The 14541-nt window shown below is 68.2% G+C and carries 11 protein-coding genes; 4 read left to right on the top strand and 7 right to left on the bottom strand.

Annotated elements, in window-relative coordinates; genetic code table 11:
* The first annotated feature begins 235 nt into the window (after positions 1-235).
* Together VFG33_RS12575 and VFG33_RS12580 are read left to right on the top strand one after the other, a co-directional pair.
* A complete protein-coding gene (locus VFG33_RS12575; RefSeq protein ID WP_325025787.1) occupies positions 236-466 on the top strand; it encodes a hypothetical protein in 231 nt (76 codons plus the stop codon).
* A gap of 230 nt (positions 467-696) precedes the next feature.
* Entirely contained in the window at positions 697-1191 is a 495-nt protein-coding gene (locus VFG33_RS12580; protein WP_325025789.1) for a DUF1269 domain-containing protein, read from the top strand.
* 24 nt (positions 1192-1215) lie between these two features.
* Here VFG33_RS12580 and VFG33_RS12585 read toward each other — a convergent pair whose 3' ends face one another.
* Positions 1216-1437, bottom strand: coding sequence for a DUF8691 family protein (locus tag VFG33_RS12585; RefSeq protein ID WP_325025792.1), 222 nt, complete (start codon positions 1435-1437; stop codon positions 1216-1218).
* A 197-nt stretch (positions 1438-1634) separates the two neighbouring features.
* Between VFG33_RS12585 and VFG33_RS12590 the strand changes: the two genes are divergently transcribed.
* Together VFG33_RS12590 and VFG33_RS12595 are read left to right on the top strand one after the other, a co-directional pair.
* Complete coding sequence (locus VFG33_RS12590; RefSeq protein WP_325025794.1) at positions 1635-3638, top strand: hypothetical protein; 2004 nt, start codon at positions 1635-1637, stop codon at positions 3636-3638.
* A gap of 20 nt (positions 3639-3658) precedes the next feature.
* Positions 3659-4789: a S1C family serine protease gene (locus tag VFG33_RS12595; protein ID WP_325025795.1), complete on the top strand. Its 1131-nt coding sequence runs from the start codon at positions 3659-3661 to the stop codon at positions 4787-4789.
* A gap of 3 nt (positions 4790-4792) precedes the next feature.
* On the opposite strand, the gene glsA is transcribed toward VFG33_RS12595, so the two are convergent.
* The 6 genes from glsA to VFG33_RS12625 all read right to left on the bottom strand — a co-directional run bounded on the left by glsA (position 4793) and on the right by VFG33_RS12625 (position 14345).
* The gene (gene glsA, locus VFG33_RS12600) at positions 4793-5779 is read right to left on the bottom strand and encodes a glutaminase A (protein ID WP_325025797.1); all 987 of its coding nucleotides are present in this window, start codon (positions 5777-5779) and stop codon (positions 4793-4795) included.
* Position 5780: 1 nt separating this feature from the next.
* The gene (locus VFG33_RS12605) at positions 5781-7577 is read right to left on the bottom strand and encodes an SLC13 family permease (RefSeq protein WP_325025799.1); all 1797 of its coding nucleotides are present in this window, start codon (positions 7575-7577) and stop codon (positions 5781-5783) included.
* A 7-nt stretch (positions 7578-7584) separates the two neighbouring features.
* The gene (locus VFG33_RS12610) at positions 7585-9252 is read right to left on the bottom strand and encodes an AbgT family transporter (RefSeq protein ID WP_325025801.1); all 1668 of its coding nucleotides are present in this window, start codon (positions 9250-9252) and stop codon (positions 7585-7587) included.
* Complete coding sequence (locus VFG33_RS12615; RefSeq protein WP_325025804.1) at positions 9249-10778, bottom strand: leucyl aminopeptidase family protein; 1530 nt, start codon at positions 10776-10778, stop codon at positions 9249-9251. The genes VFG33_RS12610 and VFG33_RS12615 overlap by 4 nt, the downstream gene beginning before the upstream one ends.
* A gap of 181 nt (positions 10779-10959) precedes the next feature.
* Entirely contained in the window at positions 10960-13626 is a 2667-nt protein-coding gene (locus VFG33_RS12620; RefSeq protein ID WP_325025807.1) for a LuxR C-terminal-related transcriptional regulator, read from the bottom strand.
* A 215-nt stretch (positions 13627-13841) separates the two neighbouring features.
* Complete coding sequence (locus VFG33_RS12625; protein WP_325025809.1) at positions 13842-14345, bottom strand: hypothetical protein; 504 nt, start codon at positions 14343-14345, stop codon at positions 13842-13844.
* Between the last annotated feature and the right edge of the window lie 196 nt (positions 14346-14541).

The following is a 14541-nucleotide window of genomic DNA, read 5'->3' on the forward strand; positions in this document are numbered from 1 at the left end:
TGCGTGGCGTGACGCTACGACTTGCGCGGTCTTCCCCATCCCGGCCTCACCCCGGATGACCAGCGCAGCGCTCTCACCGCCCCGGACAGAGCCGAGGGCGCGGTCGATCTCCTGGCGCTCACGCGAACGCCCATGCAGAACCGTTCCTGACGGTGCACCCACGCCGTCATGATAGGACCGGTAGTGGTGAATGACACCAGAACCGCGCGGGCGCCGTTCGACGCAAGGAGGAGTCATGGCAGGCGATCTGACTGGCTTTGAGACCGACATCAAGCCCTTGTTCCGCGAAGTCGACCGTCGATCGATGCTGAGGTCCTTCGACCTCTGGTCGTACGACGACGTCAGCCGGCATGCCGACGCCATCCTCGACCGCCTCCGGAAGGGCAACATGCCCTGCGACGGGCCCTGGCCGCCGGCGCAGATCGGCCTCTTCGAACGCTGGACCGAGAGTGGGAAGCCGCAATGACCGCTGGATCGTCGCCCCGCTCCTGATGCGTCGGTGTCACAACCCGCCGAGCTGTTCGGTCTAAGTCAGCAGATCGAATATCTCGGCGGACGCCGATCGAGCAACTCGAGCTACCCAGGTCGCGACGCAGTCACCGCTGCTGATTGCTGTCACCCGGATCGGGTGAGGCTGGTTTGCTGGGGTGATCGGAGGCTGGTGGGGATCAGGTGCGCCTCGAGGGGAGCAGCGCGATGTCGACTCTGACGGTCTGGAAGTTCTCTACCTGGAACGGGGCCAATCAAGCGATCGCGACCTTGGAAGGGCTGGCCAAGCAACAGTTGATCACCGTGCACGACGCTGCGTCCGTGTCGTGGAAGCCGGAGACGAGGAGGCCGACCACCCGGCAGTTGCGGAGCCTGACCGGGCCCGGCGCGATCGGCGGGATGTTCTGGGGGATGCTGTTCGGCATGCTCTTTCTGATGCCGCTGGCCGGTGCTGCCATCGGTGCCGCGTCAGGCGCCCTGGCGGGATCTCTGGCCGACGTGGGGATCGACGACGACTTCATCGCAAGGGTGCGCGACCAGATCACGCCCGGCACGTCGGCGCTGTTCCTGTTGACCAGTGACGCCGTCCAGGAAGAGGTGAAGGCGACGTTCGACGCGACCGGGCTCCGGAAGCCGCAGCTCATCGAGTCGAACCTGTCGAGCGACCAGGAAGCGGCTCTGCGGGAGATGTTCGCCGGCTAGAACGCGGTAGAGCTGACGCGAGGCTCAGGCTCCCTCCGGCGGCCGCGATGGAGGGACCTGCAGGACCTCGATGATGTCCACGCCCAGCATGTCGAGGTGGTTCAGAATTCCGGCCAGCGCCGCCTGATCGGCCAGATGTCCGTGCAGAACAGTCTGCGCAGGCTCCGGATCGGCTGCCAGAGAAGGGAACGCGTCCGTCAGCTCGCGAGACAAGTCGCCTCTGACCCGGATGACATAGTGGCCCATGGGACTGCCCCTTTCACGGCCCCTCGACACGACTCTGCGGTGCCCGCTGCGGGGATGCATCACCCTTCCTGGGCGACGAGAAACCGAACGGCCGTACTCTCGCGGCGACTGGATGGCTCACCTGGATCGGGTGAGCTGACCACGCCGAGCGAGGTCGGATGGTGTCGGTATCGCCGTGGTGAGGGCATTCTGTCGGCATGACGGCGTCCGCATGGAGAACACCTCTTCCGCCGGTGATCGCCGCCCTGATGACCCTGATGGTCCTGTGCCTCCCCGATCAGGCCATGGCCGCCGGCTCACCGGATGATGTCGCCGCGCAGGCATTGGCCGAGCGCTACTCCCCCGTCGTCAAACTGCAGCAGGACTCCTCGAACTGCAGGAACGGCGAGCAGTTCCAGCCCACCGATGTCGAAGCCGTCCTGGGCGATCAGCAGGTTGCCCTTCGTGGGCCTTGGCGGCCGCCTGACCTGGTCAAGACCCAGCCCGAAGACGAGGACCTCGGCCTCGGATACCCAGGTCACTTTCTGGACTTTCCCGGCGATCCGCTGCGCCCCGGGTGCGACTATGCCGAGTGGTCGGCGCTCATCAACGCCGCGCACCCTGCGACTGTCTACGCGCACGTGGCCTCGGACCCCGAGTTCCCCGGGAAGATCTCCTTGGAGTACTGGTTCTTCTACGTCTTCAACGACTACAACAACACCCACGAAGGCGACTGGGAGTCGATCCTGCTCGTCTTCGACGCGGCAACCCCCGCGGCCGCGTTGACCACGAGCCCGACCGCCGTGGGCTTCAGTCAGCACGGCGGAGCCGAGCGCGCGCGGTGGGGCGACACCAAGCTCGAGATCGTCGACGGAACTCATCCGGTCGTCTACCCGGCGGCGGGTTCGCACGCCAACAAGTACGGTCAGCGCCTGTACCTCGGTCGTGGCTCGGAGGGATTGGGTTGTGACGACACGACGACTCCAGGAGCCGAGCTGCGACCCCGCGTCGCCTACGTGCCATTGGCCAGTGCGGACTACCTGAAGCAGTATCCGTGGCTGGCCTTCGAGGGACGGTGGGGCGAACGGCAGCGGTCCTTCTTCGACGGACCGACCGGGCCGAACATGAAGACCTCGTGGACCGCGCCCATCCAGGACGCCGAGGCGACCTGGCGGGACGACAGCGGGACCGTGCCGGCCGGCACGCTCCTCGGGCCGAGCAGCACCGGCGCCTTCTGTACGGCGGTCGCGACCGGATCGAACCTGGTCCGCGAAACCCTCGACCGGGTCTGGCTGCTGGGCCTGCTGCTCGCTGCGCTCGCCGGGTTGATCTGGTTCGCGGCGAGCCGGACGCGGTGGAGTGACACCGGACCGCTACCTGCCCGGAAGCGGCGAGCCTGGGGGCAGGCGGTCGTCGCCGCGCTGCGCTTGGTCCGGCTTCGACCGGGCCTCTTCGCAGCCTTCGCCGCGGCCTTCGTCTTGCTGAGCCTGGTCACGGTCGTCCTGACAGAGCTTCAGGTGGCCAGACGCGACGCTCCCACCGACCTTGGCGCCCCGACCGAGACCTCGACCGGCTTCTGGGCGTCTCTGGTCGCGCTGGCCGTCACGCTCCTCACGATCGCGACGTACGGCGCATTGCTCGCGACTGTCACGACGACGCTCGACCAGCTGGACCGAGGCCTCCCGGTGACAGCCGCACGCACGGTGCGCCAGGTGGTCTCGAACTGGCGGCCACTGTCCCGGGCGGCCGCGCAGTACTTCGTCATCATCGCCGTCCTCACGATCTTCATCGCGACGATCCCGGTCGCCATCTACTACGCGGTCAGCCGCGCGTTCGCCCTACCGGTCGTCGTCGCAGAACAATGCTCCGGGCGTACGGCGCTGAGGCGCAGCCGGCTGCTGGTCAGGGGCCGGTGGTGGCGCACCGCTGTACCGCTCGTCATCATCGTCGGGCTGGGCCTGGCCGCCGGGCCGATCGCCGGGATCATCTTGCTGCTCGCTACAGACTGGGCGCCCACACTGATCAACCTGGTGTCGTCGATCCTGTTCGCCCTGGCGATGCCGATCACGGCCGCGGCCGTCGCATACCTGTACTTCGACCGCGCCGCGTTCACGGAGGAATCACCCGCTGGGGGTGAGTCGCCGGATGCGTGCCGACCCTATTCTCGGGATGGCGACGGGAGCGTCGAGCACGTCCTGCCATCGGTGCGCTCCGACTCCTGAGCGCACCCGAGGAGGTCGAGATGGTCCAGGCCGACGGCGGACCGCCGATGCCGGCAGCCACACCCCCGACCGGTCGGGGCCGCACCTTGTATCTCGCGATCGCGGGCGGGGTGATCGTCGGCGCGCTCATCACGGCGCTGATCTTCGTCGCCGCACGGAACGACGGAAGTACCGCCGGCGCGGCGTCGACAGCGCAGACGGATTCCAGCACGGCGATGTGCGCGGCGATCCCGCTCGCGGACCAGGTCCTGCCATCGATCGTGACGATCTCGGCACGCCGAGGCGCCCAGGCCGGCACCGGGTCCGGGCAGATCTTCCAGGAAGGCGGCTACGTCCTCACCAACGACCATGTCATCTCGGTCGCCGCGGGAGGGGGCAACGTCTCCGTCCAGTACAGCGACGGCCACAGCTCCGACGCCGAGATCGTCGGTCGTGATCCCAGCACCGACCTGGCGGTGCTCAAGGCCGCCGATGCCGCGAAGGGCTATCCCGTGATCGGCCTCGGCTCGTCGGCATCAATACAGGTCGGCCAGCCCGTCGTCGCCCTGGGCGCTCCGCTCGGGCTCGCCAGTACGGTCACCTCCGGCATCGTCAGCGCACTCGATCGGTACGTGCCGGTACCGGGTGACGGCGTGACCCACCATCTGATCGGCGCCATCCAGACCGACGCGGCCATCAATCCCGGCAACAGCGGAGGTGCCCTGATCGACTGCTCAGGACGTCTGATCGGAGTCAACGCGGCGATCGCCACCGTGCCGAACGCCTCCGGTGTCAGCGGCGGCGGAAGTGTCGGCCTCGGCTTCGCGATCCCGGTGGATCTGGCGAAACCGATCGCGGACGAACTCATCCGCACCGGACAGCCCGGTCACCCGACGACCGGCCTGCAGGTGCAGGAGATCCCGCCCGCGATCGCCAAGGCGGCGGGCACTCCGACCGGGCTCTTCGTACTCGCGGTCGACACCGCGGGTCCAGCTGCGAAGGCCGGGCTGAGGGCAAGCGACATCATCACCAAGGTCGACAACGATCCCGCTGTCAGCAGCGAGCAGATCGTGGTCGCGACTCTGACCCGCAAGGTCGGAGACACCCTCGAGCTGACGTACCTGCGCGCAGGTACCTCGGCCACCACCACCCTCACACTGGCCGCCCCGTAGGACTCACGCCGGCGGGACCGGCTGCGAGGCGAGCAGGTCGAGACCCAGCTGTCGGGCAAGGAACTGTGCGGCCAGTTGGCCTTTGACGCTGTTGCCGGCCTGATCCAGCCGCGGCCCGAACGTCCCCAGCGCGCCCTTGCCGGGCGAGACCGTCACGATGCCACCCCCGATCCCGCTCTTGCCGGGAACCCCGACGTCGAGCAGCCAGTCCCCGGAGGTCTCGTACAGGCCCGCGATCGTCATCACCGCCAGCGTCACGCGTGCGACGTCTGCATCGACCACTCGTTCCTGCGTCGTCGGGCAGACCCCGCCGTCCGCCAGCGTTGCTCCCATCGATGCCAGGTCCGTGGCAGTAACGCTCAAACAGCTCTGCCTGGTGTAGAGCTCGATCGCTTCGTCGGGATCACCGGCCAGGCCTCCGACACTGCTGAGCAGGGCAGCCAGGGCCCGGTTGCGATGGTTCGTCGCCAGTGCCGACGCGAGTACGTCGGTGTCCAGGAGCAGCTCACGGCCGGCGAAGCGGGACAGCCCTTCGACGATGAACTGCCAGCGGTCATCCAGCGAACTGCCCGGAGTGAGGCTGGTCGTCGCGATCGCACCGGGATTCACCATCGGGTTGGTCTGCCCCCGAGAGGACTGTTCGACCGCCTGCACGGAGTTGAACGGCAGCCCGGTCGCGTTCACGCCCACCAGAGTGCGGATGGCAGCGACCCCTAGCGCCTGACATGTCCAGGCGAACACGAACGGCTTGGCGACGCTCATGATCGTGAACGGCCGACGGGAGTCTCCCGCCTCGAACCGGCGGCCGTCGATCGCCGCGACGCAGAAGCCGAACGTCTCCGGATCGGCCCGGGCCAACGCGGGATACACGTCCGACACCGACCCGGCGCCGATGGCGCGATAACGGTCGTACGCCGCTTGGACGAGTTCGGCGACCGTGGTCACCTCGGGCAGGCCGCCGGTGGAGACGTACCTGTCGGCGTTCGCCATCTCAGAACGGCCAGACCAGCGGGACGATCACCAGTGCCGTGAGCAGCCACCACGCCATCACGACGAGGCCGAGCTTCCAGTAGTCGCCGAAGCGGTAGCCCGCGGGACTCATGATCATCATGTTCGCGGGCGTGGAGATGGGGGTCAACAGCGATGCCGCTCCGGCGACGGCGATGAGCATCAGGACCGGCTTGACGGAGGTCCCCGTCCCCTGGGCGGCCGCGACCGCGATCGGCGCGACGATCAGCACCGTCGCGGTGTTGCTGACCATCTGCCCCAGAGCCGCAGTGAGCGCGAAAAGTGCCAGCAGCAACAAGTACGGCCGGCCCGGACCGATCGCGTCGATGATCAGGTCGGCGATCCGGTCCGCGCCACCGCTGGACTGGATCGCGGCCGACAACGGGATCAGGGCCCCGATCAGTACGACGATCTGCCAGGAGATGGCGCGATACGCCTGTTGCGGTCCGACCACCCTCGTCAGCACCATCGCGGTCGCGGCGAGCAGACCCGCCATCGCGGGCGGGACCGCGCCGGTCGCGAGCAGGACGACCATCGCGGCGAGGATGGCGACGGCGACCGATGCCTTCGGCCCCCACGGCACAGCCTGCCGCCGTACGAGTTCCGGCGAGTCCACGAGCAGGACATCCCGGTCCCTGGTGAGCTCGTCGAGAGCCGGCCACGGGCCGTGCACGAGGATCGCATCGCCCTCCGCCAGCTGGGTGTGCCGGTTGCCACGGTCCTTGCCCATCCGCTGGACGGCGATGACGACGAGATCACGGCCACGGTGCATTCCCGGAAAGACCGTCTCGCCGACGAGTGACGACCTGGGTGGGATGACGACCTCGACCACACCGGCTTCACGGGTCATCAGGTCGTCGACCGGCGTCGGCGCCCTGCTGACCGCGAGCAACGAGTCGGCCGTCAGGCTGCTCACCTGCTCCGACGGCCCGGTCACCACCAGGACGTCATCGACATCGATGGCCGCGTCCGCGCGGTACTGTCCCTGCCCGTCCTGTACGCCGACGATCATCACGTCCGGATACGGCGTGAGGTCGAGCTCGCCGACCCCTCGGCCGAGCAACGGCGAGAGCTCAGGCACGCGCAGCCGGTAGAAGCCGTCGGCCAGGGCGTAGTGAACGTCGAGCGTCTGAGCGTGAACCGCGAAGTCGACGGCGGGATGCGTAGGCCGTGCGGCCGGCAACAGTCTGGGGCCGAGGAGCACCGAGATCGTGATAGTGCCGATCACCAGCGGCACGCCGACCACGGCGAAGGCGAAGAACGGGAAACTGCCCGCGCCGGCGTCGCCGGCTGCCTCCGACACGATGATGTTGACGGGCGTGCCGGTCAGCATCAGCAGAGATCCGGCGCTCCCCGCGAAGGTCAGCGGCATCAGCATCCGCGATGGCGGCTGACCGATCCGCACGGCCAGCATGACCACGAGGGGAAGCAGCGCCGCGACTGCTCCGTTCAGCGTGATCAGGGCCGACAACACAGCGCACAGACCCGTCACGGCGATCAACAGCCGGCTCCGCGTGGTTCCGGCGTACCGGACGATCGCCTGGCCGGCCCAGGCGGTCACCCCGGTGGAGTCGATGCCCTCGCTCACCACGAACAGCGTGGCGATGAAGATGACCACCGGGTCGCCGAAGCCCGCGAGTACGGCGGTGAAGCCGAGCACTCCGGTCGCCCACAGGGACAGGGCGACGAGCACCGCGACGACGTCGACGGGCAGCTTGTTCCACACGAACAAGGCGACGGCGAGCCCGAGGATGATCAGGCTCACCGTGCCGTCATCCATGGCGCCCCTACCCGAGGTGCACCGGAGCGCCCGGGCCCCAGGGAATCCCGATCAGGTACCAGATGACGTAGAAGAGCGTCCACGTGACCAGGACGATGAAGGTGTACGGCAGCATCATCGACACCACGGTGCCGATGCCGGCCTTCTTCCGGTACTTCTGGCAGACGAGCACGATGAACGGCAGGTAGACCATCAGCGGCGTGATCACGTTGACCGGACCGTCGCCGACCCGGTAGGCCGCGATCACGGTCTGCGGCGCGATGCCGAGCCGGTAGAACAGCGGGACGAAGATCGGTGCCAGGATCGCCCACTTCGGGATCACGCCGGGCATGATCAGGTCGATGATCACGACCAGCAGGATGAAGCCGATCAGCAACGGCAGGGCGCCGATGTCGGCCCGCTCGAGCAGGTCCGCCAGGCCGGTCGCGGCCAGCGTGGAGATGTTCGTGTAGTTGAAGTAGGCAATGAACTGGGCGATCAGCAGCATCAGGAAGATCAGTCCGCCCAGTCCGTTGAACGTCTTCACGATCGCGTTGATGACGTTCGTGCTGCCGGTCAGGGACTTCGAGCCCCGGCCGTACCCGAGCCCGGCGGCGAGGAAGAGCATCGAGATGATGAAGAGCAGACTGCTCATGAACGGCGACGAGCCGAAGATCTCGCCGGTCTCGGGATTCCGGAGGGGAGCGTCCGGGATGAACGTCAGCGCCGAGACGATGGCGACGGCGACCAGCAGGTAGTAGACCGACCAGCGCAGTCCGCGCGACTCCAGCGCCATCTCCTCGTCGGAGGGCTGGTGATCGACCGGGGCGTCGACCGGGGCCTCGGACGCGTCGTACTTGCCGAGCCTGGGTTCGAGGAGGCGCTCGGTGATCACCGTCATGACGAGGGCGCAGAACAGCGTCGAGGCGATGCTGAAGTAGAAGTTGTGGGTGACGTTGAGATGGACGTCAGGCGCGACCAGCCCGATCGTCTCGTTCGTGACCTCGGTGATGATGCCGTCGGCAGGGGTGATCAGGATGTTCACGAAGAAGGCCGCACTGACCCCGGCGTACGCCGCCGCGATACCGGCCAGCGGATGTCGCCCGAGCGAGGCGAACGCGGCCGCGCCCAAGGGAATCAGGACCAGGTAGCCCGCGTCGGACGCGACGCTGGAGATGCCGCCGAGCAGAACGATGATGAAGGTGATCGCGCCCTTGGGTGCCACCTTCACCATCTTGCGGATCAGGGCCGCGATCAGGCCGGCTTCCTCGGCGACGCCGACCCCGATCATCGCGACGAGGATGACGGCGACGACACCGAAGTCGTTGAAGTTCTGGACTGCCGTGGTGAACATGAAGCGGATGCCGTCACCGTCGAGCAGGCTCTTGGCAGTGATCGTCTCCTGCTGCAGCTCGTAGTCGGGCACGGCCGGCGCCGGGGGTGCGTCGTTGCCCGCGACGCTGCTTCCCCCTTCGTATTCGGGCGCGACCTGGACCGTCGCGGGCTCGGCCACCTCGGTGGTCACACTCGTACCGGTCCAGTCCAGGATCTGCGAGACGACGATGACGATGACGATGAGCCCCAGGAAGATCAGGGCCGGGTGCGGAACCTTGTTGCCGGCCCGCTCGATGCCGTCCAGAACCCGTTGCATGCCGCCCTTCTCGACCTGCTTCTGCGGGGCCTCGGCGGCGCTCATGACGTCGCCACCCCAGCACGGGCGTCCGCGGGGCGGGCGAACTCGAGCGCGAACTCGATCAGCAACTTCGTGCCGAAGCCGGTCGCGCCCTTGTTCCGCCAGGTCCTCGGCGCCGGAAGCTGCGCCGTGCCCGCGATGTCGACGTGGGCCCAGGGCCGGCCGTCGACGAACTCCTCGAGGAACAGCGCGGCGGTGATCGATCCCGCGTTCATGCCGCCCATGTTGGTCATGTCCGCGATCGACGAGTCGAGCTGGGACCGGTACGACCTGTGCAGCGGAAGCTCCCAGACGGGCTCGTCGACGACGTCACCCGCGCGCCGCAACTGCTCCACCACTGCCGGACTGTTGCCCATGACACCGGCCATCTCGACACCGAACGTCCGGAGACAGGCTCCGGTCAGGGTGGCGATGTCGACGATCGTGTCGACGGGCTCTTCCGCGGCCAGCGCCAGTCCATCGGCCATCACGAGGCGCCCCTCCGCATCGGTGTTCAGCACCTCGACCGTCGTACCGTTGCGCATCCGCAGCACGTCACCGAGCTTCATCGCCGACCCTGACGGCATGTTGTCGGTGCACATCAGATAGCCGGTCACAGCCGCCCTACATCCCAGCGCCTGCAGGGCTGTCATCGAGGCGAGGACAGCCGCGGCGCCGGTCATGTCGTTCTTCATCTGCGCGTGCGACTCGTCGCTCGGCTTGAGGCTGATCCCTCCGGAGTCGTACATCACGCCCTTGCCGATCAGGGCGATCCGGCCGGTCGGTTCATCGGGCTGGTAGCGGAGCCGGATCATCCGGGGCGGCTCCACGCTCCCGCGGTTCACCCCGAGCAGACCCCCGCAGCACATCGCGATCAGCTGGTCTTTGTCGAACACCTCGACCTCGAGACCGGCCGGCGGACCGACCTCGAGCGCGACCTCGGCCATCCGGGCCGCCGACAAGGTGGTGGCCGGGCAGTTGGCCAGATCGCGGCCGAGGCAGTACGCCTCGGCGATGACGCGACCGCGCTCGACCCCGCGACCGGCCTCCTCGGCATCCTCGTCGGACGCCACCACCAGCAGGGATTCGAGCGGAGCACGGTCGGCATCCCTGCCGACGAAGTACCGCCAGCGCGCCAGCAGCACCCCTTCGGTCACCGCCTGGGCGAAATCGGCGGGAGAGATCCCCAGGTCCCGGGACGGGATCTCGATCGCGAGGCGCTTGTGCCACGGGACGGCGCGGGCGAACTCCGCGGCCAGGTCGCGCGCGAGCGTGACGTCGATCCGATCGGGCCTACCGATCCCCACGGCGACGCGGACCGGGCCGCTCGCACGGGTCTGAACGAGTGTCTGTCCCTGCTCTCCGGTGAATCCGGCCGACGCCAACCCGGCTGCGTCGGTGCCGAGTTCCTCCCGAGGCTCCGCACCGACAGCAACCGGGACGGCGAGCGCGTCCGCCTCCTCCTCCGCCCGCTTCAGCGAGGCGATGTCAACCGGTACCCGGTACCGGGTGGAAGGAATCGGATCGAAATCGTCTGCGGTCGTGTTCACGAGATCTCCTCCGGCAGGAGCGGGGCATCCTCGGTTCGGCACGCTCCAGGCGCGCGCTTGCGGTCAGCTCCACCATTCCGCGCTGGATGCCAATCCCATCAACAGGCCGAGCGGCCGTCCTCCTCCGAATAGGGTGAGGTGGGGGATGAACCCGGCCCGCGACCTCGCCGTACGGACTTCGCTACGTCAGGCCGACCGTTCGAGCCACCCGGAGGGCTGCCGAGCGCTTCTCGACTCCCAACTTCCGGTACAGCGACATCATGTGCGTCTTGACGGTGTTCTCGGTGATGTAGAGCGCCTGGGCAATCTCGGTGTACGAACTGCCGAGCGCGAGCTGGCCGAGCACGTCCGCCTCGCGGGCAGTCAAGCGGATCCGGGCACCGTTCACGACGGCGTCGAGGCGACGTGGCGGCGGAGCCTGCCCGTCCGGCCTCGTCCGCGCCAGCAGCGTCAGTCCGCGAGACTCCCTGGAGACCTCCAGATAGCCCGACAGCTTCTCGAGCGTGACACCGGCGAACGGATGCGGGCCCGGACCTGCGAGGTGTCTGCGCAGCTGCTCGAGGAACATCGGCTCACCACCGGCCGGCACGAGGGCGTGCAGAAGTCGCTGCGGTGCCGCTCGGTTCAAGGTGTCGATCAGTGAAGCATCGGCGGCCGGTACGTCGCCCATGCGAGCCAGCAGGACCGTTCGGAACGATGCCGCCGTGGAAGCGATCGGAGGGTACAGGTCCGGTCGGCCGAGTAGCTGATCGATCATCTCCGCGGTTGCGCGCAGATCGCCCTTGCCGATCGAGAGCATGGCCCGCGCAAGGTCGGCCTCGGATGTGTTGCTGGTACTGTCGAGCTCCCTGAGCTGCGCCACGACACCAGCCTGGTCCCCGACCAGAATCGCCAGCCGGAGCCGCAGCAGCGCCAGGTCCCGCGCCAGGAACGACGGCAACGGCCCGACCGCCGCGGGGTCGCTGGTCAGTTCCGTCAACGCCTCGTCCAGGCGACCGGCCTCGACCAGGAGCACGGATCGCAAGGTCGCGCGCAGGGCCGTGACTACGGTGTCCGAGTCGGCCAGATCGGTCGCGACGACGCGCTGGTACCACTGCCACGCGCTGTCCAGGTCCAGCTGGTTCAGCGCCGCGAATCCCATCACGACGTGTGCCCGTACGGCGTACTCCCGCGGCAACCCGTCCTCACCGACCGCGTCGAGCGCGGCCTGCGCGGACTGGGCGGCGCCCTGCACCTGGCCGCGCACGAACCGCACAACAGCACGATGTGCGAGACCACCCGCCACCAGTCGCGGATGGCCGACCATCCTCGCCGTGACCAGCGCCTCGTCCAGATGGCTGAGCGCGGAGTCGAGCTCGTCGGCCCAGGTCTCCGCGGCCGCGAGCTCGATCAGCAACCAGGCCAGTCGCTCCGGAGCGAGCTCGGCGTGCCGCCGACCATCGCTGTTCTGTGGATCCAGCGTCAGAAGGGACCGTGCCCGGCCGATCGCGGCCTGCACGTCGTACCAGCCGTAGCGGGATTCCCACAGCCGCAGCAGTACGACGTCCGCCGCCAACGCGTCGTCGTCCGGCGTCACCGGTCCAAGATCCGCAGTACCGGCCAGGTCGTCGGCCGACGCCGCATCCATCACTGCTCCGGCGACGTCGCCGGAGACGCGGCGCAGCAGTCCGCGGACGCCGATCAGGTGTGGGTGGGCCTCGAGATAGCCGTCCGGGAGGATCTCGAATCCTGCAGTGACCAGACCCAGCTCCCCCGCGACAAGCATCCCCGGTCCGTGAGCGATCAGGATCCGCGCGACCAGCGCCGGATCATCGGCCCCCAGTGCACTTCGCAGCGCGGTTCCACCGTCGCCGCGATTCTCGGAGTGCAGCGCCGACCGGCGGTGCGCCGCGACGACCGTCCGCGCGTCCTCGGCACTGCCCGCGACCCGTCGCCTGAGCAGTTCGACGAGCAGTGGGTGGTACCGGTACACCGGCTCGCCGGTCGGACCGTCGCCGTACGCCGTCACCAGCAGTCCGGTCCCGGCGAGATCCGCGAGCATCGCACCGGCGTCGGAGTCGCCGCTGAGCATCACGGCCTGCTGTCCGGTCACCGCACTGACTCCGAAGGTGCTCAGCAGCATCGCCTGCACGCGGTCGTCGAGGGTGTTCAAGCTCTCGCCGAGGAGCAGGTCGAGTACCGGCCGCTGGCTGACGAAGGACCACACGGCGCCGCCGGACGCGGCGAGGGTTCGGGCCGCGAGCACCAGCGCCGCCGCCCAGCCGGCCGTCTTCTCCTGGACCAACAGGATGTCGTCCGTGCTGGCGTCGTGAGCATGAGCCTGTACGAGTGCGGTGGCCTCGGAGTCGTTGAAGCGCAGATCCCCGGACCGCAGGGTCAGCGCCATCCCCCGCAGTTCGAGCTCGGGCACCGGCACTGGTAGGTCGTACCGAGTGGCCAGCACGAGCCGGATCGCCTGCGGTGACTTCCGCAGAATCTGGGACAGGTCGTCGACGGTCGTCGACGGCAGCAGTTGAGCGTCGTCCACGATGATCGGATCCGGCGGTTTCGTCACCTCCGCGTCCTGCGTGTCGTGAAGGACTTCGTACAGCGACTCGGGCCACTGCCCCGACACCCAGGTCACCGACCCGCCCGACTGTCTTCGGCGCGCGACCCACGCCGACAACAGGACGGTCTTGCCGGTGCCGGCGGGTGCGACCAGCATCGTCAGCGGTCCCCGCACGCCGAGGTCGAGCGCGGAATACAGCCTCTCCCGGGGCACCAGCGTCAGCGGCGGCCGCGGAACCCTCCCCGCGGCGGGATGACGGAAGTCATCGCGGTCTTGATCCGGCGTCGGGGTGATCGCCATCGCCGCCCCTCCCCCCTGGCCGACGTGTCCCTGGGCCGCAGCACCCCGCCTACGCGTCTCCGCAACAAACACTAACCGCTCCTTGGCGATTGCGGCAGTATTCAATCCTTTGATCGGGTGCGCCTGATTCAATCCCTTGATTGGATACGTCGGCGTCCCACGACCGCTGGGATCACCCGAATCGGGCGAGACCTCCGACCACGGCGTCGTCCTCGTCAGGGGGCGTCGCGTCTGGCCTGGCGACGGGCGCCGGCAGCGCGGGTCGACGCGTCCTTCTTCAGTCCCCCGGTGGTCTTGGTGGCGCGAGCACGTGGGCTGTTATCCGGCGCTGGGACGTCGACGGCCCGGACCGGACCCGGATCAACGCCCGCTCGGGCCGATCGTGCCGCTGCGAGCCGTTCACTGCGCAGCTCCATCGACGCTCGCTTGGCGGCCGTCGCGACCTCCCGGCTCACCCGCGCCAGCACCGACTCGAACAACTCCGCCTTGTCCCGATCACGTTGATTGCCGCGATACGACAATCCGCGCCCACCCACCTTGGCGATCGCAGCACTCGCGCCCCGCCGATAGTTCTTCACGTACTTCGTGCGAGTCCGCCGGATCCGCTGATGCAAGTCCAGCAGCTCATCTTCGTCCAGGCGCTTCAGCACGTCCCGCTCTGTCTCGGCAACGAGCATCCGCTCGGCATCCGTCAACGAATTCAGCAGGCCCTGGTTCATCGCAGTCTCCTAGCAACCACCTGAGCCTACTCCGACCCAAGCACCCTCCGACAGCACTGGAGGAAGGTCGCCGAGGACGTCGGGCCACTCAATCTCAGTAGCCGAGATTTTCGAGACGCTTGAGTCCGGCCGGCGGTTTAACCCGCTGGGCCGAGGGTAGGTCGGGAGGACTGGAAAGACTCGGGGACTGGATTGG

The organism is Kribbella sp., from assembly GCF_035687465.1.
GTDB lineage: Bacteria > Actinomycetota > Actinomycetes > Propionibacteriales > Kribbellaceae > Kribbella.